Genomic DNA, 23421 nt, shown 5'->3' with positions numbered 1-23421 from the left:
CCGCTGGACAATCCGCTTTTCGAGGGGTATCAGAGTGGTATGGCTACCGATGTAACGGGTAGTCGCGACGCTGTGGAGGAGGTGGTCCAGGTGTCGGAGAGTCCTGCTGCGTCGATGCGGGTTTGGCGCGTGCGACCGTGGAATCCCAATCCGCTCATGCGTGTTTCGGATCGGGTCGAGGTGGTGGTGCGCGCGCTGGCGGCGGTGGCCGTGGCGGTGGCGATCCCGGTGTCCGGGGCGATCGGGACCGTCAGTTACACCGGGGCGCAGGCCCGGATAGCCGCGCAGGACGCCGGTAAGGAACATGTGGACGCCACGCTCACGGGGGAGGTGCAGCGGCTCCCGGCGGCCGATAGATACGGGGTGCATCAGGATCGGTATCAGGCGCCCGCGACATGGAATCACGACGGGCACATCATTACCGCGACCATCGATGTGACCGGGCCGCAGGCCGCGGGGAGTACCGTTCCGCTGTGGATCGGCGGTGACGGGAATCCCACCATCGAGCCCGCACGACCGGGTGCGGCCGCAGCCGAGGGGATCGGGACCGGGTTGGCGGTGCTGGTCGAAAGCTGGTGTGCGGCAGCGGCATCGGTATGGATTACCGGGACCGTATTGGACGCGCGGCGCAATGCCAGGTTGGAGCGGGAGTGGCGCATGATGAACCGGCCGATCGGCAAGGATACGCTGTAGCCGGGCGGGTCACCCTGAGATCGACTGGGGCAGATCAGTATTCGCCGTGCACCAGGTTCTCCGGCGCCGCGCCCGCGAGATAGCGGCGGATCTGTTCGGTGGCAATGGCCCAGCCGCGCTGCTGACTGCCCCGGCTGCTACCGCCCACATGCGGGGTGATGAGCACACCGGGCGCATCCCACAGCGGATGCCCGGCGGGCAGGGGTTCCGGGTCCGTCACATCGAGAATCGCTCGCAGACGGCCGGTTTGGAGCTCGGCGACCAGCGCATCGGTCTGTACCACCGGCCCGCGCGCGGCATTCACCAGGATCGCGCCGTCCGTCATACGTGCCAGGAATTCGGCATCCACCATGCCGGTGGTCGCGGCGGTCACCGGCACCATCATGACCACGGCATCGAAATCGCCCAGCAGCGAAGGCAATTCGCCCACTCCGCGAATATCCTCGCGCGCATGCGTGCCGACCTTGACGCAGGTGGCATCGAACGCGACCAGCTTGCGTTCCAGCTCGCGCGCCAGATCGCCCGCGCCCACAATCAGAATCCGCTTGCCGGACAACGTATCCGTGTGATGCTGGGTCCACCGATGCTCCCGCTGCGCCTGCGCGAATTCGATGAATTCCCGGTAGACGGTGAGCAATCCGGTAAGCGCCCACTCCGCGGTGCTGGCCCCGTGCGCACCCCGCGCGATGGAGAGCTGCACGCCCTCCGGCACTCTCCCCACCCAAGCCTCCGCCCCCGCGGTCAGCAATTGCACCAGCCGCAGCTTCGGCAGCTCCCACGTCATATGAACGGCCTCGTGCCCGACCAGGAATCCGGGCACCAGCACCTCGGCCTCTTCCGCCCCGTCGGGCAGCGCCTCCCCGAGCCGGAACCGCACGGCCCGTGCCCCTTCCAGGCGCGAAACCGCCGCGAGGCCGTAATCATCGGGTACCAGCACAGTGACCGTCACAGAGGTGACGGTATCCGATGGCCTCGCGGCGGTCGCGAGCCGTCTGACGGGGTGCGGTCAGTAGTACCAGCGCCGACTCCCGACCGGACGGCCCGGCGAGCGGAGTGCCCACAGCACGAGTCCGGCGACCAGCACGATAATGCCGAGGGTGCTCAGCAACGGGATGCCGACAAGCCAGCCGAGAACGAGCAGAACGAGTCCGAGAACGAACATGACGAATTCCTATTTCGAGGTTATTGCGGGTTTGGCCGGTGTATCGGCCGTCGGCCGGTGCAGGAAGCGGTTCAGTGACCACTGCGGCCGCTGCGCGGCCGGTGCGGGTTTGGCTGCCGGTTCGGCCGCGGCTGGTTTCGTCAGCACCGGCGAGAACCGTTTGGCCACCGGCGCGGCAACCGCCTTGCCGAGTTCCTTTCGCGCGGCTGCCATTTCGCGCCGCGACTGTCTCAGATCCCGGCGGGCGAGGACCCCGCGCCGAGACATGGTCCAAGTGCCCGCCAGCAGCATGATGAGCCCGCAGGTGCCGACGGCGCCGATGAGGATGCCATAGGCGAACAGCAGGCCCGAGGAGCCGGTGTAGGCGTGATCGAAGACGGTGAATCCGCCCGGGAGCGTATGACTTTCGCCGCTGTTGGCCACAATGCCCGCGACTCCTACCGCCACGGCCGCGACCAGCGCGATGAGCCCGATGATAGTGAACATATTGCGGCTATTCCCCGCCCTGCCCGCTTTTAACCTGCAGGACGGGGTGTTGTCCGCGCTTACCCGGTCGTTGTCGACCTGGTGTCGGTTACTTGGCCGGTGTCGGCATCGGCTGGTTGATTGTGGTGAAGTATTGAACCGCAGCGGCGATCGCGACGGGGGCCGTCACGAGGAGTTGGCCTGCCAGCGTGCCCAGGAATCCGACTGCGGCTATCCCGCCGAGGCAGCCGATGGCCGCCGCGGGCAGCGAGGCGCCGAAGAGGCCGACGATAGCGGCCGCGGCGACCGTCGCACCGGCGATGCCACCCAGGACACAGCCGATAGCGCCGCCGAGCAGGCCGCCGGTGAGCGTGCCCAAGGTGGCGCCCGCTCCGATCGTGGAGGTCATGCGGCTCCATGCCGCGACCTCGCGATCGTAGGGGGTCGTCCATGGCGCTTGGTTCTCGTAGGGAAGGGCGACGGGCCGGTACAGGGCGTGTGCGAGGTCGAATCGCGGTGTCAGGGTGGCGGTGCGGTCGGTGATGGCGGCTTCGATCGGGAAGAGGAAATCGTCGACACGGAAGGACAATTCGGTTCCGGCGAGGACTGCGCCATCGACTGCCTTGATCTCGAAGACACCGTTGAACGCCTACCGCAAACGGGTCCACGGCCTCGGCTTCGACCCCACCGGTTGGCAGCTGTTCTACGACGCGTGGAAGGCCTGACCATGGTGGATTCGGATACGACTGGGACACGGTCACTTCCGGTGGCTCTCGGCTCGGAACGGACCGAGACGGGCGGCGTCGGCGTACTACTCCGGATCGCGATGGTGCTCGCCAAACGACTGGCCGGGGCATTTGTCGTCGTATTCGGTGCCGCCACACTGGGTTTCGCCGCCTTGCAATTGCTGCCGGGTGATCCGGTGGATTGGCTGCTGGGGCCGAGCACTTCGGCGTCACCGGCATTGCGGGCGCAGGTCCGTGCCGACTACGGGTTCGATCGGCCGGTGCTCGCCCAGTATCTGAGCTATCTGAACATGCTCGTACACGGGGACCTGGGTACGTCCTACCAACTGCAGAAACCGGTGTCGACCTTGATCGTGACGCAGCTGCGGCCGACCGCGGAGCTGGCCGTCAGCGCGCTGGCGCTGGCGCTGGTGCTCGCCGTCATCGCCGCCGTCGCGACAGCCGGACGGCGGCCGATACTACGCGCGAGCGTCTCCACCGCGGAGCTGGCCGTGACCTCGGCACCGCAATTCTGGGTTGGGATCCTCCTGCTGACCGTGTTCTCCTTCCAGTTGAAGATCTTCCCGGTGGCGGGGGCGCAGACCCCGGCCGCGCTGGTGCTGCCCGCTGTGACGCTGGCGCTGTCCATCGCGGGCATGCTCTCGCAGGTGCTGCGTGAAGGACTCGAGGCCGCGCTGTCGCAGCCCTTCATCGTCACCGCACGGGCGCGCGGGCTCGGCGAGGCAGAGGTTCGGCTCCGGCACGCGTTCCGGCACGCCGCCGCGCCGCTGCTCACGCTGACCGGTTGGCTTATCGGCACCCTGCTCGGGGGCGTCGTCCCGGTCGAGACGGTATTCGGGCGGCCGGGTATCGGTGCGCTCGTACTGCAGGCGGTGACCAGCCGGGACATGCCGGTCGTCATGGGCGTGATCCTGTTGTCCGCCTTGGTATTCGTGGCCGCTTCGACCATCGTCGACCTCCTGCACGCCGCCCTCGACCCCCGTATCCGCACCAACGAAGGCTGACCCGTGACCGATCTGACCGCCTCCGCGCTCCCATCGGGCGATGCGCTGAAATCACGTTTACCGCAGCGTGTTTCGTCTGTTCGAGCGGCGCTCACCGCCCCGACGGTGGCGGCCGCGTTCGTGCTCGGCCTGATCGTGCTGATCGCGATCGCGCCCGGATGGTTCACGGACTACGCGCCCACCGCCACCGACGTCCATCACGCCCTGCTGCGGCCGGGCGGCGCGCACTGGTTCGGCACCGATCAGCTCGGTCGCGACGTGTTCGCGCGCGTGCTCTACGGCACCCGCCCGGCGCTGCTGCTCGGGTTCGCGGCCACCCTGCTCGCCGTGGTCGCCGGGACCGTGGTGGGGCTGCTGGCGGCGCTCGGCGGCGGCTTCGCGGACCAGGCGCTCATGCGGGCCACCGATGTGCTGCTGGCCCTGCCGCCATTGCTGCTGGCGCTGCTGGTGATCGCGGCGCTCGGCGCGGGAACCACGAATATCGCGGTGGCCGTGGCCATTGCGTTCATCCCGCTGTACGCGCGACTGGTCCGCTCCGAGGCACTGGCGATCCGCCACTCCGGCTATGTGGAGGCCGCCACGATGCTCGGATTGCCCCGCGTCACGGTCATCGCACGGCACATTGTGCCCAATGCCCTCGGGTCACTGCTGGTGATGGCGCCCCTGGGTTTCGGGACCGCACTGCTGTATTCGTCCGCGCTGAGCTTCCTGGGCCTGGGAATCCAACCGCCACAACCTGAATGGGGTTCGATGCTGTCCGAGGGCAAGGATATTCTCGCCGCCGCCTGGTGGGTCGGGGTGTTCCCCGGGGCGGCGGTCACCGGCACGGTGATCGCGGTCAACGTCCTCGGCCGCACCGTGCGGGTGCGGTTGACCGGACGGGGCGCGCTATGAGCGGGACGCTGCTCGAGGTCGAAGGACTGAACGTGAGCTTCGGAACCGGCGCCGATCGGACACGGGTCGTCCACGACGTCTCGTTCGACGTCGCGCCGGGGGAGTGCCTGGCCTTGATCGGCGAATCGGGATCCGGTAAGAGCGTCACCGCCCGCAGCCTCATGGGACTGGCGGGCACCGGCGCGACCGTCACCGCCGCGCGGTTGAACTTCGCGGGGTCCGACCTGCGCGATCTCGACGAATCCGGCTGGCGCACGGTCCTGGAACTATTGGCCGGTGTCGGTGTGCCCGAGCCCGCGCGCCGCGCCCGGCAGTATCCGCACGAACTGTCCGGGGGCCTGCGACAGCGCGCGCTGATCGCCTCGGCCATTGCCGCCGATCCGATACTGCTGCTCGCCGACGAACCGACCACCGCGCTGGACGCCACGGTCGCGGCCCGCGTCCTGGATCTGCTGCGCGAGTTGCGCGCCGGCGGCATGTCGATCCTGCTCATCAGTCACGACCTCACCGTCGTGTCCCGGCTCGCCGACCGGGTGGCCGTCATGTACGGCGGGCGGATCGTCGAACACGGTGCGGCCGAACAGATCCTGCGCGCACCGCACCACCCCTATACGCGGGCATTGCTGGCCGCGGTACCCACCGGCCGCAGTCGCGGCACCCGCCTCTCGATCGACGCACCGCCCGGCCCGGCCCCGGAACCCGATGGATGCCCCTACACCGCGCGCTGCCCGCATGTCACCGAAGAGTGTGTACGGACATTGCCGGAGGCTACGGAAACCGTTGCGGGGCATGCCTTCGTGTGCTGGCACCCGACCGATACGCGATCGCCGGATGCGCCGGACGCCACGGTCGAGCCAACCGGGACCCGTAGCGAACCCATTGTGGATACCCGCCCGGCCGAGGCCGCGCAGACTCGTCCCGCCGCCCGCACCCTGCTCGAAGTCGACCGCATCTCCAAGCGCTACCGATTGCCCGGCGGCGGCTGGCACGATGCCGTGCGCGAGGTGTCCTTCCGGTTGGCCGCCGGCGAAGTACTCGGCGTCGTCGGCGAATCCGGTTCCGGCAAAACGACAACCGGCCGCATCGTGCTCGGTCTCACCCAGCCGGATTCGGGCACCGTGCGTTTCGACGGCCGACCGTGGAGCCATGCCCGCGAACGGGACCGGCGACCGCTGCGGCACCGGATGCAACCGATCCACCAGGACGCGCTCGGTTCCTTCGACCCGCGGCTGAGCGTGGCTCGCATCCTCGCCGAGGCGACCGCACAGGTCGGCGTGCCACGCGGACGGCCTCGACTGACCCGCATGCGCGAACTGCTCGACCAGGTCGGACTGCCCGCCGCGGTGCTCGACCGCCGCCCGCGCGAACTGTCCGGCGGCCAGCGCCAAAGGGTAGGCATCGCAAGAGCTCTCGCGGCCCGGCCCGAAGTGCTGGTCTGCGATGAACCGGTCTCGGCCTTGGACGTATCGATTCAGGCGCAAATCCTGGACCTGCTCAGCGACCTGCGATACGAACTCGGCGTCGCGATGGTGTTCATCTCCCATGATCTGGGCGTCATCCATCACCTCAGCGATCGGATTCTGGTGATGAAGGACGGCCGCGTCGTGGAAGAGGGCGCGGCGACCCGGGTGTTCGCACAACCCAACGACCCCTACACCAGGGAGCTGCTCGCCGCCGTGACGGTGCGCCCGGGCGACCACGCAGCGGTGCGCCCCGTCGCGTCGTCCGAGCACGCGGATCGAGCACTCTCGATACCGGGCTGATTCAGCGGAGTTCGTATGCCTTCACATTCCCTGCCGGGGACCCGTCCGTGTGCCGTCGCCATCGTCGGCGCCGGACCCAAAGGAATCGGTGTGCTCGAGCGCATCTGCGCGAGCGCGCCGGAGCTGCTCGGCGACCGGCCCGTCACCGTCCACCTCGTCGACCCGTACCCGCCCGGCGCCGGGCGGGTCTGGCGGCACGCGCAGTCGCCGCTGTTGCTGATGAACTCCAGGGCCGCCGATGTCACCATCTTCACCGACGACACGGTGCAGTGCGACGGTCCGATCCGACCGGGACCGACCCTGGCCGAATGGGTCGAACAGGTCCGGGACCGCACCCTCCCCGTGACCATCGACCCGAGCCTGGATAGTGAACTGCGCCAGTCGAACTCGGCCAGCTTCCACACCCGCCGACTGCACAGCGCGTATCTGAGCTGGTTTTACGAGCGCGTCCTCGACGGCCGTCCGGACACCGTCGACGTGCGGTTGCATCGAAGCGAGGCGGTCGATCTCACCGACGGCCCGGCCGGTGAGCAGCTGGTGTGGCTGCGCGACGACCCGAACCCGCTGCCGGTGGATGTCGTGGTGCTGGCCGTCGGGCACCTCGATTCGGAGGCAGACGCCGCGGGACAGGCCCTGACCGGATTCGCGGACCGCCACGGCCGCAGGTACTTTCCGCCCGCCTACACCGCCGACACCGATTTCTCGACCGTCGAACCCGGGGAATCGGTTCTGGTTCGCGGCTTCGGGCTGGCGGCAACCGATCTGATCACGCTGCTCACCGAGGGTCGCGGCGGACGCTTCGACACCGCTGCCGACGGTAACCTCGTCTATCGTCCCTCCGGCGCGGAACCCCGACTGCACCTGGGTTCCCGGCGCGGAGTCCCGTACCGGCCCAAACCCTCCTATCAATTGCGCGGTCCGACAGCGGAATTCCCGCGCTTCTTCGGTCTCGCCGAGATCGATGCCCTCATCGAGCGACCCGGCCCGATCCGCTTCTGGCCCGATCTGTGGCCCCTCATCGCCAAGGAAATCGGCTGGGGGTATTACACGGAACTGTTCGGCGCGCACCCGGATCGCGTGCATATGCGGTTCGAGGACTTCGCCACCCACTACGCCCAACTCGACTGGGGCAGTGCCGAACTCCGCCGACTCGTCGACAAGGCCGTGCCCTTCCCCCGCGACCGACTCGACGTGCTCGAACTGGACCAGCCCCTGAGCCGAGTCGACGCCACCGAAGCCGACGATATGGCGGCGCGCGTGCGCTGCCATATCCGCGACATCCTCGACCACTGCCGCGACCCCGCCTTCAGCGCCGACCTCGGTGCGCTCGGCGGTGTGCTCTCGGTGTTCCGGCAACTGCCGCGCGTGGTGGGCAGCGGCAAACTCGATCCGACCTCGCAACTCGAGGACGTGGACGGGTGGTGGTTCGGCTTCTTCAGCTATCTCGGCAGCGGGCCGCCACCTGTCCGCCTGGTCGAGTTGCTGGCACTGGAACAGGCCGGGGTGGTGTCGCTCATCGGCCCCGACATGTGGGTGGAGACCGACGAATCGCTGGGCCTGTTCGTCGGCGGCAGTCGCAAAGTGCTCGGCGCGGTCACCGCCACCACCCTGATCGACGCCCGCCTGCCCGGCGCGGATGTCGCCCACACCACCAACCCGATCGTGCGCGCCATGCATCGCCGCGGCCAACTCGGTGCGGAGAAGCTCATTCTCGATCTGTCCCGCCGCGATACCGGCCGCATCCATACCTCCGGCATCGACGGACAACTGTTCGACGCCGACGGCGTCGTGCACCCTCGGCGGTTCGCGTTGGGCCCGCACACCAGCCTGCGTATCGCGGGCGCGTTCAGCAAACCGCGCACCAATGCGCTGGGCTTCCGGGAGAACGACCGGGTCGCCCGACAGGTGCTGCGGCTGCTTCAGGAGACCCCGCCGAGTACTCGAATCCGACACCAGCGCAAGGAGAAACCTTTGACCCTGATCCGAAAAACACACGCCCGCATCCTGACTCGCGATCTGGATGGCACGGTGACGACACTTCGCACCCTGGTCGGCCGAGATCCCGATCTGCGCGTCGCCTTCGGCCGCTTCGATATCGGCCTGATCGGCGACTTCTGTGTGCTGACCGGCAGCGAGGAGGCCATGGACCGCTACCGTGGCACGGTCGGCCCGGTCATCGTCGACGATTTGACCGCGGTCCTGGCCCTCGTCGAGGCCGCGGGCGCGGAGATCACCCTGCAACCCTTCGATGGCCCGGCCGGACGCGGCTTCCTCGCCCGCCACGCCGACGGCGTCGAATACGAGTACATCGAGTTCCGGCCCGACCTCGCCCGCGTGGTCTTCGGTGCCGAGACCGAGGCGAGCCGAATGGTCTCCGGCTGACGGTCGACGTTCGAATCTGCGTGAATCGAATCCAGCAACCCATGATGGTTGCTGGATTCGGTCGTTTACGCAGGCGCTCAACGGGTTTGCGCCCAGCATTCGGTCCTGTGGTCCGTTATGATTGGGTTATAAGGACAACTTCAATTCCGTCGTTCGGGTCGGATCGCATTCCACTGGAATGCGCACGCCCCCGGATGCGTAATTCCGCGTTGTCCCGCGACGGATCACGAAGATTCGAAAGGGACTGAGCGCCAAGGAATCTGGCAGGACAACGGTGTTCTGTGAACATCGATCGCATCTCTCGGGATGAAATGCGGGGGGTTTCACGTGTTTATGGAACGCGGATCACAGATCGCCGCTCTTGACGAAGTCTATCGACAGTGTATCGCCGGGAACGGTGGAATATCGCTGATCACCGGACAGGTCGCAAGCGGAAAGACCGAACTTCTCAAGGTATTCGCCGACCGGTTGCGCGCCGAGGACGCGACAGTGCTGGAAGCGGTCGGTTCGCGGCATGAACGCGACCAATCCTTCGGCATTCTCCAGCAGTTGTTCATCGGTCTGTCCGATCGCCATGGGCTGGAACGGATTCGACGCCTGCTGTCCGACAGCGCCGCACGACTGCCCGACCCCAGCGGCGATGGCACCCCACTGCTGCGAAATCACGCGAAGCAGGAACTGTGGGCCACCCTGCACCGGCTGGCCGAGCGTGCCCCGGTGGTCCTGATTGTCGACGATCTACAGCACGCCGACCTCGCATCACTGCACACCCTGCTCTGGTTCGGCGACCGGGTGCGGTCGGCGCGCGTCATGATCGTGGCCACCCGCACCGACCTTCCGCTCTCGGCGGATCAGCAGCGTGCGGTGCTCATCACCGAACTGCTGCGCCAGCCTCGCTTTCGGTTGCTGCGCGCCGACCCGCTGACCTCCGACGGTGTCCGCGAAATGCTGACCGCCCACGCCGGAATCCCGGTGGAGACGCATCGCGCCGAGGCGTGGCACCGCCTCACCTGCGGCAGCCCATTCCTGCTCAAGGCCCTCATAGCGGACAGCGGATCGCCGACCGGGCAGCGGGATGAACCGGCGGCGGGCCCGGAGTTCGCCAGGGCGACGCTGGCCTGTCTGCACCGCGGCGGCGCCTGCTTCCTCAAAGTGGCGAGAGGGCTTGCGATACTGGGGGAGTCGGGCGCGGTATCGGTGATTCCGCAACTGATCGGCGAGGATGAGGAAACCACCGCCGGAGTCATCGCCGCCATGAACGTGGCCGGTCTGCTGGACGATCGGCGGTTCCGGCACCCGGCCGCCCGGGCCGCCGTGCTGCGTGAACTTGCCGCGGCCGACCGTGCCGAACTACACACTCGTGCAGCGGAATTGCTGCACAACCACGCCGCGGACCCGCACCGCGTCGGCATCCACCTGGTCGCGGCCGGAGCCGCACCGCACCCGTGGGCGTTCGAAGTGCTGCTGGGCACCGTGCGCGAGGCGCTCGACCGTGACGACCGGGAGTTCGCGGCCAAAGCCCTCAGACTCGCCGGGTCCATATCCACGACTGCGGCGCAACAGGTTTCGGTCGCGGTGCTGGGCATCCACGTCGGCCATCGCAGCACCTGCGATATCGCTCGCGCGCAACTGGCGATCGTGCTCGACGCCGTGCGCGCGGATACGGTCGACAGCGACGAGATGATCGGCCTGCTGCGTCCGCTGCTCTGGCAGGGGCGCGTGGTCGAGGCGGAAGTCATTCTCCGACAACTCGACAACGCCGCCGACCGGCTCGAGGATCACGCGGCCGCGGACCTGTTCGCCGTGCGGGTCTGGTTGCGGTCGACCCACCCCGGCCTGATGTCCAGCGCGGGTCATCCCACCGAACTGTCCGACGGGGCGCAGGTGGCGGTGGTTGCCAACCGATTCGTGCGCGGTCCCGCCCTGCTCGCCGATGTGCTCGAGACCGGACCGACCGACCATACCGTGCCGACCGCCGAATGGCTTTTGCGGACAACGACTCTCGACGGCGGCTCGCTGAATTCGATTGTGTCCGCGCTGTTCGCGCTGGCCCACGCCGAACGCACCGATCTCGCCGCGCACTGGTGCACGGCCCTGCTGCGCGAGTCCGTCGAACGGCGCGCACCGACCTGGCAGGCCCTGTTCACCGCCACCCGGGCCGATATCGCCTGGCGGCGTGGCGATATGACCGGCGCGCGCCGGGACGGACTTGCGGCCCTGGGCCTGCTGCCGCGCTCGGCGTGGGGTATGGCCCTGGGCTTTGTCCTGTCGAAGGTGATGGTGGCCGCCACCGCACTGGGCGACTGGCAGACCGCGGACGGTTGCCTGCTGGAACTGCCCGATGCCATGTTCGACACGACCTACGGGGTGCAGTACCTGTACGCCCGCGGCCGCCGTCTGCTCGCGGCGGACCGGTACCGGGCCGCCCTGGACGATCTGCGAACGTGCGGGCGGCTGATGGGCGAATGGGGTATCGATCAGCCGACCTTCCTGCCGTGGCGTGCCGATGCCGTGCGGGCGCTGCTGGGGCTGGGGCAACGGGACGAAGCCGCGGCCTTGGCCGCCGAGCAGATATCGAGAGCCGCAACGCTTTCCCCACGCGCTCACGGCATCGCGTTACGTGCGCTGGCGGCGACGGAATTCGATCCGACCGTGCGCCGCGACACGCTCACGCGGGCGATCGAATCCCTGGAAGACTCCGCCGAACCCGTCGAATTGGCCTATGCCCTGGCTGATCTCGGCGAAACACAGATCCTGCTCGGTGAGCCTCGGCGCGCCCGCTCGGCGGCCGACCGCGCCGGCCGGATCGCCGCCGACCACGGACTGACCCCGCTGGTGGACCGCCTGAACTCCGGTCGTCGTGCCGTCGAACCCGTATCCCTGGCCCCGTCGCCGGGCGCCGAGAAGGCCGATATCCTCAGCGCCGCCGAACGCCGTGTGGTATTGCTGGCCGCCAACGGCCGTACCAACCGGGAGATCGCCGCCGAGCTATACATCACGGTCAGCACGGTGGAACAGCATCTGACGCATGTCTATCGCAAATTGGGTGTCAAGGGTCGCGGCGACCTCGCCGCCCACCTGGCCGATGCGGGACTGCTCGCCGGCATCGGTCTGGGCCAGCGCGGGGCGGCCTGAGATCGGTGGCCGAAAACCGAAGGGGCCCAGCCGCTTCGGTCTATTCGTGGGCCCGGTCGTCTCAGGTGGTCGCGGGTTGTTTCGGCACCTTGATCACGAACATACTGACCACCAGGGCCAGCGCGCAGGCGACCACGGCCGCGACTACGGCGGTGGAGAGTCCGTGCGCGAGCGCCTCGCGCCCATGATCGTCGTGCTGGCTCGACTGGTAGATCGTGGTCAGGATGGCCACCCCGAGCGACAGCCCGACCTGCTGGGTGCCCTGCAGCAATCCGGAGGCCGCGCCCATATCGCGCGGTTCGAGCCCGCCGAGCACGGTCATGTTCAGGGTGACGAAGGCGAAACTGAGTCCGGCCCCGAGCAGGATGAACGGGCCGAGGATGCCGGTGAGGTAGCTGCTGGAGGCGGTGGTGGTCGAGAGCCAGATCGCCTCCAGTCCCATCAGGACGACGCCGGTGATCAGCACCGGTCTACGGCCGAAGCGCGCGATGAGTTTCGGCGCCCGCCGCGCCGCGAAGAACTGCACCACGGCCATGGGCAGGAACGCCAAACCGGCCTGCCAGGAACTGAAGCCGAGCGCGTTCTGGACGTACAGCGACAGCAGGATGTAGGTGCCGCCCATCGAGATCATCAGCAGTACGAAGCTCAGGTACGCTCCGGCCCGCACCCGCTGGCTGAGCAGTCGCAGCGGCACGATCGGCTGCTCGGCGTGGCGTTCGACGAAGACGAACACCGCCAGCAGCACCACGCCCGCGAGGAAGGCCGCCCAGGACACGGCATCGGACCAGCCCTCGGTGGAGGCGCGAGTCAATCCGTAGACGATGCCGACCATGCCCGCGGTGGACAGGATCGCGCCGAGCAGATCGAATTTGCCCGGATGCTTCTGGGTTTCGGTGAGATAGAGCTGTGCGAGCACCACCGTGACGACGCCGATGGGCACATTGATGAAGAACACCAGTCGCCAGCTCAAGGTGGTGAGCACGCCACCCACGATCAATCCGAGCGTGATGCCGAATCCGGTCACCATGGAGAAAACGGCCAGCGCGCGGGCGCGGTGCGGTCCCTCGGCGAAGGTGGCGGCGATCAGTGACAGCGCGGCCGGTCCGGCGAACGCGAACCCGACGCCCTGCAGGGCGCGCGCGGCGATGAGCAGGCCCTGGTTGGGGGCGATACCACCCAGGATCGAGGCGATGACCACCAGCGACAGGCCCCAGACGAACATGCGGCGGCGACCGAGAATGTCACTGGCCCGGCCCCCGAGCAGCAGCAGCCCGCCGTATGCGAGGGAGTAGGCGCTGAAGACCCACGCCAGCGCCTGCGCGGACATGCTCAGCCCGGATTGGATCTCCGGCAGCGCGATATTGACGACATTGCTGTCCACCGAAACCATGAGCTGGCACGTGACGATGACGCCCAGGGTGATGGTAAGTCGCCGGGCCGCACGGGTTTTCGCCGCGGGTTCCTCGATGGGCGGTGTGGTCGCAGCGTCGGACTGCGTTTCTTGGCTGGTCATACGATTGTCCGTTCGGAAGATGCCGGGGGAGTTTGCGACGGGTCGAGCTCGCGGCGCGACACTGCGCTCTGCTCTACGCTTGTATGCTCGAAATCAGCATAGATACAACCGATCATTTCGTCTACAGGTGTTGAGCGAGGATTTCATGACGCTTCAGGAAATGAGCACCGTTCCGGCGAGTCGCACCGAGCGCCGCCTGCAGTCGCGCCAGCAGATCCACGACGCCGCCCGCGAACTCTTCGCCGAGCGCGGCTATGTCGAGACCACGATCCGGGCCATCGCACAGCGGGCCGGTGTGGATCCGGCCCTGGTCATGCAGCACTTCGGTACCAAGAACACGCTCTTCGAGACGGTCGCGGGCATTCCCGAGACCATCGACGACGCCCTGGAAGGCCCCCCGGAAGAGCTCGGTGAGCGCCTGCTGCGCCACGCGCTGGCCGATGTGGACCGCAAGGAAGACCGGACCATGCCGGTGCTGCGTTCGATGCTCACCCACCCCGAAGCGGCGCATGCGGTGCGCTGCGCGATCGTGAACCCGGAGACCAGCCCGTGGACCCGGGTCCTGGCCGGTCGCGACGCCGAACTGCGGTCAGTGCTGATCGGCACCTTGGTCCTGGGAGTGCTGGTCGCCCGCTATATGGTCCATATCCCGGGTGTCGCCGACGCCCCGGCCGAGCGCCTGGTGGAACTCCTCGGCCCATGCCTGCGGCCCTTGGTCACCGAGGGGCTGCCCGCCGAACGCCCCGAACCCTGCTCTGCCTTGGATGCCCTGGCCCGGGCCGATGTCGAACAACGCGCCGCCGCGGAGCGGGTCGACGAACGCGCCCGTGCGGCACTCGCGTCCGGGGCCAGCTACGGCGACATCGGTCGTGCCCTGGGCATCAGCCGTCAAGCGGCCCGTAAGCGCTGGCCGAACCCGGTCGACTGAACTCTTTGGGTGACAATGTCGGTTGTCGACCAAAGGGTTGTGAGCCGTAGCGGGCGCCTCATTGGACCCGTGGGATCGCACGGTCGGGGGTGACAACTTTGGTTGTCGATGAGCAATCGCGCTGCTGGTCCAGCCTGATCCTTCCGGCCCGGCGCCGCGGTGACAGCCCCTATTCCCCTGTCGCGCAACGCCTTCGTTAGGGGCCGTCCGCGGTGCCCTTAGGGGTATTTGCCGCCCGGCCACGTCCGTAATCTGCGGAAGGCGGCGCTTCCCATGGATCTACGAAGGAGTCACTCCGTTGACCACTCTCGACAGCATCGATGTCTTCGATCAGGAACGCTATCTCGACGGTCCGCCCTACGGTGATTTCGCCCTGCTGCGCGCGCAGGCCCCTGTCTATCGCAATGCCGATCCCGAAGTGCCGCAAGGGCATTGGGCGATCACTCGGCACGCCGACGTGGTGGCCATCGCGCGCCAGCCCGAACTGTTCTCCTCCGAGCGCAAGGGTTCACAGCCCCAGGAGTTCGACGAGGTCGCCATCGAGGTGCAGCGCCGCATGATGATCCATCAGGATCCGCCCCGGCATACCCGGGTGCGCGGGCTGGTCAATCGCGGATTCACCCCGCGCGCCGTGCAGCAGCTGCGCCCGCGCATCGCCGCCGAATGTGAACAGATCGTCGAAAAGGCTTTGGCGCTGGGCGAATTCGATCTGGTCCCGACGGTGGCGGCGGAGTTGCCGCTGATCGTGATCGCCGAACTGATGGGCATTCCGCGCTCGGACCGGCACAAGATCTTCGAATGGTCCCGCGCCATCGCGGGACAGACCGATCACGAGAACGGCGGTGCGGAGGCCACTCGGCAAGCCGTGGTCAATATGTCCGGTTACGGTTCGGAGTTGGGTGAGGCCCGCCGCCGCTGCCCCATGGACGACACCGTGACCCGCATGGTCAAGGCCGACGACAAGGGCAATCAACTCACCGACGAGGAATTCCAGGCGTTCTTCATCCTGATGACGGTGGCCGGCAACGAAACCACCCGCTACTCGATCGCGGGCGGGGTCGAGGCGTTCGCCCAATTCCCCGACCAGTGGGCCCGCCTGCGGGCCGATCCCGGTCTGGCCCGCAGCGCGGCGGAGGAGATTCTGCGCTGGGTGAGTCCCACCAAGGTCTTCCGTCGCACCGCCACCGCCGACACCGAACTCGGCGGCCAGCTCATCCGCGAGGGCGACAAGGTCATGGCGCACCTGGTGTCGGCGAATCGCGATGAGACCGTCTTTACCGACCCGGATCGTTTCGATATCGGCCGGGATCCGAATCCGCACGTGAGCTTCGGTGGCGGCGGCCCGCACTTCTGCATCGGCAAGCATTTGGCCGTGACCGAGATCGAGATCATGTTCCAGACCCTCGCCGAGAAGTTGGGCAGCATCGAAATCACCGGTCCCGCACCGCGTTTGCGCTCATACCAGTTCACCGGGATCACCGAGCTGCCGGTCCGGGTGGTTCCGGCGTGAGCCATTGCGGGCGCGCGGATCCGCGCGGGACCAATACGGTCCGGTAGTGCCCGGGTGTGCGCGACATGCGCACCTGATCAGTGACCCCCAGATATCTGCCGAGCGGAGTGTCCGCGGTGAAGGTCGCCGGTGTCCGGCACGCGTGCGCGCCGTCGCTGTCGGCGATCTCGCGCGCGTAATCCCGATCGAAATGGCCCATGCCGCGAATCCGCCACGCGGCCCGGGTCAGTGACACGTGGACACGGTAACTGCCGCCGTGCACCGCGCGGCGGCACAGTGCTTCGACGATCCCGGCGGTCAGCAACCACGCCACGATGTAGTCGTTGACCACCCCGATCGGTGCTAGCGCCGGCGTATCCGGCTCGCCCTCCAGAAACATGTGCCCGGTGAGGCAGCCCGCGGTTTGGTCGAATCCCACGCGATCGGCCCACACCCCGTGCTCGCCATTGAGTGAGACGGTGGCGTGCACGATGCCCGGCCGCACCGCCGCGGCCCGCTCCGCGGTGAGCCCGATCCGCTCGAGATATCCGGGCCTGCGGTTGGCGAAGAATACACCGCATCTCCCAGGCGATCACCGTCGACGGGATGATCTATGTCTCCGGCCAGGCCGGTTTCACCGCAGACGGCCGCACGGTCCCCGGCGGCTTCCTGGAGCAGGGCCGTCAAGCTTTTCGCAATGTCGAAACCGTCCTGGCCGCCGCGGGTGCGAGCCTCGGCGATATCGTCGAGGTCGGCATCTTCGTCCGCGATATGGCTGCCAACCTGTCCGAGGTGATCGCCCTGCGCGCCGAATTCCTTACCGAGCCCTACCCCGCCGACACCCTGCTGGAGGTGTCCGCGCTCGCCCAGCCCGACTGGCAGATCGAGGTCGAGGCCATCGCCCTGGCCCCGCGCCGAGTCGCGCGGTAACGAAGCGGTCGCTCACGGCGAGCCACCCGCTCGAATTGGCAATTGTTAGGCAAACTCCCCGGCATGTCCCTATTGCCCGATTGTCTGCACGGGTAGCGGGCGCCGTGGCGTGGCCCCGCCAAGGAGTTCCGGCCCCCATGCTCGCGATCGGCGGCGTACCGCCGGACGAGCCGGGGTGGGCGGTGGAGATGAAGTGGGACGGGGTTCGAATCATCGCGGTGTGCACGGCGGGGGAGTGCGCGCTCTACAGCCGCAGCGGCAATCAGGTGGGTGACTCCTATCCGGAGCTCGTGATGGCGCTGAAGGCGTTGGCGGGTAAGCGATCTCTGATTCTCGACGGCGAGATAGTGGCACCGGAGGCCGACGGCGCGCCGTCCTTCGGCCGGCTGCAACGCCGCATGCACGTGGCACGCCCCACCGGGCAGTTGATCGGCGAGGTTCCGGTGCGGCTCTTCGCCTTCGATGTGCTCACGCTGGACGATCGCGACACCATGCGTGAGACCTATCTGATCCGCCGCGAAATACTCACCGAATTGGCCTTCGCTACACCACTTTCCGCCCCGCCGCACTGGCTCGATACGGATGCCGAAAAGTTGCTGGAGGTGGCTCGTGAACACCGGCTCGAGGGCATCGTCTCCAAGCGCGCCGATTCGGTCTACCTTCCCGGCCGCCGCTCACCCGCCTGGATCAAAACCCCGTTTCGGCTGAATACCGAAGTCGTGGTTGCCGGTTGGACATTCCGCGCAGAATTGCAACGAATGCATGAACGTCAGATTTGAAACGCCTTGATGCTGCGTTGACGACTGTACACCCACACGCTGCACGTGACCCGTTCCTGCCTGCGCACTTGCCAAGAATCCGTCATCTGATGCATGATTCGACCATCCTATGATGGGAGCCGGATGGGGCGACGTGCAGGTGGACCGGTGCCGGGTTCGGCTCGTATGGAGCTGGTCGATGGTGTGGCGCTACTGCGGCCGGAAGATGCAGTGCTGCAAGCGATGCTGCGTGGTTGGGAAGCGCAGCAGATTGGCGGTCGCGGTTTGAGCGGCTCGTATGTCCGGGGCGGGTTGGGCGTCGTGCAGCGGTTCATCGCCTATACCAACGAGTATCCGTGGAACTGGACGCCGTCCCATGTAGATGAGTGGATGGTCGAACTGGTTAGTTGCCGCAAAAGGGCGAAGTCGACGGTCCGCAACTACCAGAATGCGGTGAAGTTGTTCTGCGAGTTCCTCGTTCGCCCAGAGTATGGGTGGGCGGATGAGTGTGAGCGTAGATTCGGCACGTATCCGATCCAGGTCTGTTTCGAATGGAATACCCTGGCGCACTTGGTCAATTACGAGGGCCCTGCGGAGCGGCGCCCGATGACGCGGCAGGAGCTGCAGAGGTTCTTCGACTATGCCGACGACCAGGTGGAGGTCGCGATGCGGCGCCGGCGTAAGGGCGTACTGGCGGCCTACCGAGACGCAACGCTGTTCAAAGTAATCTATGCCTATGGCCTCAGGGCGAGGGAGGCGGCGAGACTGGACGTGGTCGACTGGTTCCGCAATCCGAAAGCACCGGAATTGGGTCGTTTCGGCAACCTCGAGATCCGCTGGGGTAAGGCGTCGAAGGGGAGCCCGCCGAGGCGGCGCACGGTACACACGGTGATGCCGTGGATCGTCGAAGCGGTTGAGGACTATCTCGGCAATATTCGCCCCTGCTATGGGTTCGATGATCATCCTGCGGTGTGGTTGACCGAACGGGGCGGCCGGGTAACGCCGCGGCACATCGCTCAGCGCTTCGCCGACTACCGAACGGCTTTGAATCTGGAGGAGACGCTGGTGCCACATTGCCTGCGCCACAGTCATGTGACCCACCAAATCGAAGACGGGGTCGATGCGAGGTTTGTGCAAGAACAAGTCGGCCATAGATTTGCATCGACAACGGCGGTCTATACCGGTGTAAGTGGCGACTTCATGAACACGATGATGGCCAATGCCTTGAGCAGGGCGTTCGAGACCCAGGAATCGGAGGCCTGATGAGCGCGAGGTTGGACTACAAATGGAACCTGCGTGAGCTGATGGCGCAGGCTGGTATGTTTCAGACAACCCAGCTGCGCCCGAAGTTGGCCGAGCGTGGGATCGAGTTATCCGACAGTCAAGTGTATCGGCTGGTCGTCGACAAGCCGGAGCGGTTGAGTTTGAAAACGCTTGTGGCGCTTATGGATATCCTTGGCTGTGCGATGGAGGAGCTGATTCAGCCGGTGACGGTCGCTTCGACGGCGCGTCGGAACAAGGCTGCCGGAGACGAGAATTCAGATGCTGGTGTAGGCGCATTCAGACCCAAGCGTGCCCGGATCATCACTGGCGAGCGATGAGTGCGGACTCCGCCGAGGAGCCTCAGCACATGACTGATCCAGTCGGTGTGATTGTCCGCACGGTCTGTCGTGTAGAGCCTGATCTGGATTCCTCCGTCATCGCTGCGGTCGTAGAAGAGGTAGTCACGAGCCGAGCTGGTCGACGCAAGCTGGCCAGAGTACTTGAAGACACGCCCTCTCTGCTTACCTCGGGACGGACCGAGGGACCACCGATGGTGGACAAGCTGATTCGAGCCCTTCGCACACGCGGCGCGGTGACTGTAGTCGCACCGTGTTGTCCCAACTGTGGTGATTCCACGAAACGGATGAGTGCACATGATAAGAACGGTTTCCGGCGTTGTGTAACCTGCGACAACAGGGCTAAAGGTGTATTTTCGCCACGGCCGTGCACCGTATGCGGCCGTGTGCTGATACCGCGTTCCTATGATCGACAGAGGCAACCGCGGTGTGAGATGTGTCCACCGGACTCCGGTATTGATCATGTCCAGCTCATTGTCGAGACGATCGTCGCGATCAGCCCGCGAACCGACACGGCGATGCTGCGTGACCTGATCGAGCGCACTGTGCGCCAGCAGGCGCGGCGACGCCAGGTGGCGTGGGATCTGCAGGACAGGCCGGAGTTGCTTGTCGGAGAGGCGATATCCGGTTCGGCGATGGTCCGGCGCCTCGTGACTGTTCTGGTACAGCATGGGGTCGAGGGTGTGGTGGCGCCGCGATGCCAATTTTGCGGAAAGGTCCGAAAGCTAGGGTCACGGCGAAATGGTCAGCCATGCTGCCTTTCCTGCTACGCGGAGGCTCGGGCGACCACGTGTGCGCGCTGTGGTGCGGTGCGGCCAATTGCCGCACGAACCCATGAGGGGAAACCGCTGTGTGAGAAGTGCACGCGGCGGGCAGAGTTCAACCACGGTTTCTGCTCAGACTGCGGGCGATTCGTTGCTATCGCCACCCGTCGCGGTGGGAATCCAGTTTGCTATGACTGTCGAAAGATGCCATTCGCGGTCTGTTCTGTTTGCCGGGTGCATAAGCGCTGCGGGGGTGCAGATACCTCGAATCCGCGATGTCCGAACTGTTACCAACGCACTCGAACCGCGCTGTGTGTCATGTGTGGCAAGGATCGCAGGATCAGCAGCCGCAACGCCAGCGGAAAACCTCTGTGCGCCAACTGCGCTCGTCGGCGAGAGCCCTGCTGTCGGTGCGGGCGTGTCCGTCCCGTGAGCGGTCGGATAACCGATGGCGCATTGTGCTGGACCTGTATCAAGACTGAACCGGAGTACTGGAGGCCCTGCGACAACTGCGGGGCTCTCGCCTGGCGGCTCCATGGTTTGTGTACCCGATGCGTCGCCCCGAAGCTCCTTCAGGCTGCGTTGGCAGGCCCTGATGGGACGGTGTCCGAAGCGCTCGAACCAGTTCGTCGAGCCTTGTGTGCTAGTGACGCGACCACATTGCTGAATTGGTTACTGCGGCAAAGCACGACGGCGATGTTGGCCAGGCTTGCTTTAGCCGACGGGCCGGTCACCCATGAAACCATCAACAGTCTTGTGCCAACCCGCCCGGCACGGTATCTGCGACAGCTGCTTATCGCCAATGGTGTTCTGCCGGAGCATGATCGGCACTTGGACAACTTGATACGCTGGTCCGAGGACCGATTTCGTGAGGTCGAGGATCCCGATGAGCGACTGATTCTTCGCGGCTATCTCACCTGGACACATTTGGCCCGCTTGCGCCGCGCCGAAACGCCAACGACGCCCGCTGCAGTGGCGAGTATCCGCGGGGAGGTCAAGAGTGCGATAAAACTGATGGCATGGCTGCACGATAGGGGCCGTGGTCTGCGCGACTGCACGCAGGCCGACCTGGATGAATGGTGCTTATGCGGTGGGCACATGCCGTATCGAGCACGCTTATTCGTCACCTGGTGCACGGAGCGCGGATACGTCGGGAAGCTAGCTATCGGGCTACGTCCTGAATCGGCGCAGCGGACGGTGTTCGGTGAGGGCGATCAGCGGTGGCACCTCGCTCGGCGGCTGCTACACGACAATACGATCTCGACGACCGACCGTGTTGCCGGTCTATTGGTGCTTCTCTATGGGCAGAGCGCCAGCCGGATTGTCCAGCTCACCATCGACGATGTCACGTTAACGGCAGAGGGTGTCGGATTGCATTTGGGGCGGCGCCCGCTGGAAGCTCCCGCTCCGCTCGACGAGTTATTGGTTGAACTGGTAACGACGCGTCGTGGCAAGGCATCGCTCGGGCATATCGACAGTCATCGGTGGCTTTTTCCGGGAGGTTTGCCTGGCGCCGCGTTGCATCCAGAAGCGCTGGCGAGACGACTGCGCGTGCTCGGTGTACCTGCACGAGCTGGCCGGAACACCGCCCTGATGAACAATGCCGCCGCAATGCCTCCTAAAGCTCTCAGCGACTTACTTGGAGTATCGATCACCACCGCAGTCCGCTGGACCAAACATGCCGAATCGTCCTCGGATGCCTACGCTGCCGACCTCATCGGTCGGCGGCGCGGTGCAGACGGTCGAACGCATCCTTGATATAGCCGACAGCGTGTGGTTGACACGGAACTACTTGTGGCGCAATCAGTATCAGATTCTGCTGGAAGTAGGTTCAACCTGCCGATCCATTGAGGTGATCGCGGATCGAGTGTGTCCGCGATCCGTATTTGTCCGTGAGCTGGAAACCCATCCATCAACTGCTCGTGTGTGTTCTGCGGGTCGGTGAGGCGGGAGCGCATTCTCGATTCGAGGTCTTGCTAACCGCGTTCAGCCTTGACGGTGGGGTTACGGGACGTCCGAGGTTCCCATCGCTGCACATGGCCAGTGTGAGGTTCCCCCCGAATGGTGGACAGGGGAGTTACGAGTTTCAGGCGGCAGTCGCTCGAAGTGAGCGTTCGAAGGTGTCGGGACTTTGCATCCCGATCGCTGAGTGCCGCCGGACAGTGTTGTAGAAACTGATCCAGTTGTCAACCGCAGCAACGAGTTCGGCTTTCCTCGCGTAGACGTGCCGGTAATACTCCTCGTGCTTGAAACTCGACCAGAACGATTCCGCTGGGCTGTTGTCCCAGCAAATCCCGGTCGCGCCCATCGATCGCCGCAACCCGTACCTTGAACATGCTTTCGCTGTCAGGTGCGCGGTGAACTCGCCGCCACGATCGGAATGCAGGATCGTGCCACGACACAGGCCATCGCGGGCGGAGACAGCGGATTCGATGGCCTCGGTGACCATGTCGGCACCGATATGGTCGGCGATACTGTAGCCCAACACTTTCCGGGAATGCCCGTCACGGATCGCGCACAAGTACATGTCCCCCTCACCGCACGTGAGGTAGGTGATGTCGGTGAACCACGCCGCGTCCACGCGGCCCTGGTCGAAGACGCGGTCCACCAGATCCGCCGGGAACGACGCTGTCGGGTCGACCACGGTAGTGCGGACTTTGAACGTGCGCGGGCTGATGCCCTCGAGCCCGATCGAGGCCATGATCTTGGCGACGGTCTTCTCGGTGACCAGCTCACCCTGCTCGCGCAGCTCGGCGGTGATCCGTGGTGCCCCGTAGGTGCGACGGGAGTCGGCGTGCACCTGGGTGATCTTCACTTCCAGATCCGCGCGCCGCTGCTGGCGGGGCGTCAAAACCGTTGCCGCCCTGCGTTTGCAGTACTGGTAGTAGCCGGAGGTGGAAACGGTCAGCAGTCGTGCCATCCGGGTGAGCGAAAACCGTTGTCCCTCAGGGGTTTCGGTACCGGCGGTTTCGGCGATGTCGTCGGGGCCGGCGTACTTCACCATCAGATCGAACCGGGCCGATTCTTCTGCATCGCGGCAAAATACGCCGAAGCTTTTACCAAGAAAGAGTTGTCTTTCTCCAGCTCGGCGACCTGTTTTCGCAGCCGCAGCAACTCCGCGCGCTCGGCCGCGTCCAGAGGTTTCTCCCCGTGGACCTCGGCGGCAGCGATCCTGC

Annotated in this window: 19 protein-coding genes and 1 pseudogene; 13 read left to right on the top strand and 7 right to left on the bottom strand. The window is 66.1% G+C overall.

Annotated elements, in window-relative coordinates:
- The first annotated feature begins 39 nt into the window (after positions 1 to 39).
- On the top strand, positions 40 to 693 hold the full coding sequence (locus GFY24_RS37935; RefSeq protein WP_153809953.1) for a hypothetical protein: 654 nt from the start codon (positions 40 to 42) through the stop codon (positions 691 to 693).
- 34 nt (positions 694 to 727) lie between these two features.
- Here GFY24_RS37935 and GFY24_RS37930 read toward each other — a convergent pair whose 3' ends face one another.
- From GFY24_RS37930 to GFY24_RS37920, 4 genes and pseudogenes are all read right to left on the bottom strand, one after another.
- Positions 728 to 1642: a 2-hydroxyacid dehydrogenase gene (locus tag GFY24_RS37930; RefSeq protein ID WP_309231827.1), complete on the bottom strand. Its 915-nt coding sequence runs from the start codon at positions 1640 to 1642 to the stop codon at positions 728 to 730.
- Between the two features lie 57 nt (positions 1643 to 1699).
- Positions 1700 to 1855: a hypothetical protein gene (locus GFY24_RS41435; protein ID WP_194853178.1), complete on the bottom strand. Its 156-nt coding sequence runs from the start codon at positions 1853 to 1855 to the stop codon at positions 1700 to 1702.
- 9 nt (positions 1856 to 1864) lie between these two features.
- Positions 1865 to 2341: a hypothetical protein gene (locus tag GFY24_RS37925; RefSeq protein WP_153809952.1), complete on the bottom strand. Its 477-nt coding sequence runs from the start codon at positions 2339 to 2341 to the stop codon at positions 1865 to 1867.
- An 88-nt stretch (positions 2342 to 2429) separates the two neighbouring features.
- A pseudogene (locus tag GFY24_RS37920) lies at positions 2430 to 2963 on the bottom strand (hypothetical protein); the annotation flags it as partial.
- A 123-nt stretch (positions 2964 to 3086) separates the two neighbouring features.
- Between GFY24_RS37920 and GFY24_RS37915 the strand changes: the two are divergent.
- The 5 genes from GFY24_RS37915 (at position 3087) to GFY24_RS37895 (ending at position 12244) form a co-directional block, all read left to right on the top strand.
- On the top strand, positions 3087 to 4070 hold the full coding sequence (locus GFY24_RS37915; protein ID WP_309231826.1) for an ABC transporter permease: 984 nt from the start codon (positions 3087 to 3089) through the stop codon (positions 4068 to 4070).
- Between the two features lie 3 nt (positions 4071 to 4073).
- The gene (locus GFY24_RS37910) at positions 4074 to 4964 is read left to right on the top strand and encodes an ABC transporter permease (RefSeq protein WP_309231825.1); all 891 of its coding nucleotides are present in this window, start codon (positions 4074 to 4076) and stop codon (positions 4962 to 4964) included.
- On the top strand, positions 4961 to 6727 hold the full coding sequence (locus GFY24_RS37905) for an ABC transporter ATP-binding protein (RefSeq protein ID WP_153809951.1): 1767 nt from the start codon (positions 4961 to 4963) through the stop codon (positions 6725 to 6727). The genes GFY24_RS37910 and GFY24_RS37905 overlap by 4 nt, the downstream gene beginning before the upstream one ends.
- Positions 6728 to 6742: 15 nt before the next feature.
- Positions 6743 to 9109 carry an FAD/NAD(P)-binding protein gene (locus GFY24_RS37900; protein WP_153809950.1) on the top strand — a complete coding sequence of 789 codons (2367 nt, stop codon included), beginning with the start codon at positions 6743 to 6745 and terminating at the stop codon, positions 9107 to 9109.
- 333 nt (positions 9110 to 9442) lie between these two features.
- Positions 9443 to 12244: a helix-turn-helix transcriptional regulator gene (locus tag GFY24_RS37895; RefSeq protein WP_194853177.1), complete on the top strand. Its 2802-nt coding sequence runs from the start codon at positions 9443 to 9445 to the stop codon at positions 12242 to 12244.
- A gap of 61 nt (positions 12245 to 12305) precedes the next feature.
- Here GFY24_RS37895 and GFY24_RS37890 read toward each other — a convergent pair whose 3' ends face one another.
- Positions 12306 to 13757 (bottom strand): MFS transporter, encoded by a 1452-nt coding sequence (locus GFY24_RS37890; protein ID WP_153809948.1) that lies wholly within the window; start codon positions 13755 to 13757, stop codon positions 12306 to 12308.
- Between the two features lie 160 nt (positions 13758 to 13917).
- Between GFY24_RS37890 and GFY24_RS37885 the strand changes: the two genes are divergently transcribed.
- Together GFY24_RS37885 and GFY24_RS37880 are read left to right on the top strand one after the other, a co-directional pair.
- Complete coding sequence (locus GFY24_RS37885; RefSeq protein WP_194853176.1) at positions 13918 to 14685, top strand: TetR/AcrR family transcriptional regulator; 768 nt, start codon at positions 13918 to 13920, stop codon at positions 14683 to 14685.
- Between the two features lie 298 nt (positions 14686 to 14983).
- Entirely contained in the window at positions 14984 to 16195 is a 1212-nt protein-coding gene (locus tag GFY24_RS37880; protein ID WP_153809946.1) for a cytochrome P450, read from the top strand.
- On the opposite strand, the gene GFY24_RS37875 is transcribed toward GFY24_RS37880, so the two are convergent.
- Positions 16161 to 16709, bottom strand: coding sequence for a CoA transferase (locus GFY24_RS37875; protein ID WP_309231832.1), 549 nt, complete (start codon positions 16707 to 16709; stop codon positions 16161 to 16163). The genes GFY24_RS37880 and GFY24_RS37875 overlap by 35 nt on opposite strands.
- A 71-nt stretch (positions 16710 to 16780) precedes the next feature.
- Here GFY24_RS37875 and GFY24_RS37870 point away from each other — a divergent pair, with 71 nt between their 5' ends.
- The 5 genes from GFY24_RS37870 to GFY24_RS37850 all read left to right on the top strand — a co-directional run bounded on the left by GFY24_RS37870 (position 16781) and on the right by GFY24_RS37850 (position 22003).
- The gene (locus tag GFY24_RS37870; protein WP_153809945.1) at positions 16781 to 17104 is read left to right on the top strand and encodes a RidA family protein; all 324 of its coding nucleotides are present in this window, start codon (positions 16781 to 16783) and stop codon (positions 17102 to 17104) included.
- 137 nt (positions 17105 to 17241) lie between these two features.
- On the top strand, positions 17242 to 17883 hold the full coding sequence (locus GFY24_RS37865; RefSeq protein ID WP_153809944.1) for an RNA ligase family protein: 642 nt from the start codon (positions 17242 to 17244) through the stop codon (positions 17881 to 17883).
- Positions 17884 to 18048: 165 nt separating this feature from the next.
- Complete coding sequence (locus GFY24_RS37860) at positions 18049 to 19125, top strand: tyrosine-type recombinase/integrase (protein WP_228567054.1); 1077 nt, start codon at positions 18049 to 18051, stop codon at positions 19123 to 19125.
- Positions 19125 to 19463 carry a helix-turn-helix transcriptional regulator gene (locus GFY24_RS37855; protein WP_153809942.1) on the top strand — a complete coding sequence of 113 codons (339 nt, stop codon included), beginning with the start codon at positions 19125 to 19127 and terminating at the stop codon, positions 19461 to 19463. The genes GFY24_RS37860 and GFY24_RS37855 overlap by 1 nt, the downstream gene beginning before the upstream one ends.
- A 1385-nt stretch (positions 19464 to 20848) precedes the next feature.
- Complete coding sequence (locus tag GFY24_RS37850; protein ID WP_153809941.1) at positions 20849 to 22003, top strand: hypothetical protein; 1155 nt, start codon at positions 20849 to 20851, stop codon at positions 22001 to 22003.
- Between the two features lie 328 nt (positions 22004 to 22331).
- On the opposite strand, the gene GFY24_RS37845 is transcribed toward GFY24_RS37850, so the two are convergent.
- Positions 22332 to 23249, bottom strand: a complete 918-nt coding sequence (locus tag GFY24_RS37845; RefSeq protein WP_228567053.1) for an IS3 family transposase — start codon at positions 23247 to 23249, stop codon at positions 22332 to 22334.
- Between the last annotated feature and the right edge of the window lie 172 nt (positions 23250 to 23421).

The organism is Nocardia sp. SYP-A9097, from assembly GCF_009649815.1.
Classification (GTDB): Bacteria; Actinomycetota; Actinomycetes; order Mycobacteriales; family Mycobacteriaceae; genus Nocardia.
This window is presented reverse-complemented; position numbering and strand designations above follow the sequence as displayed.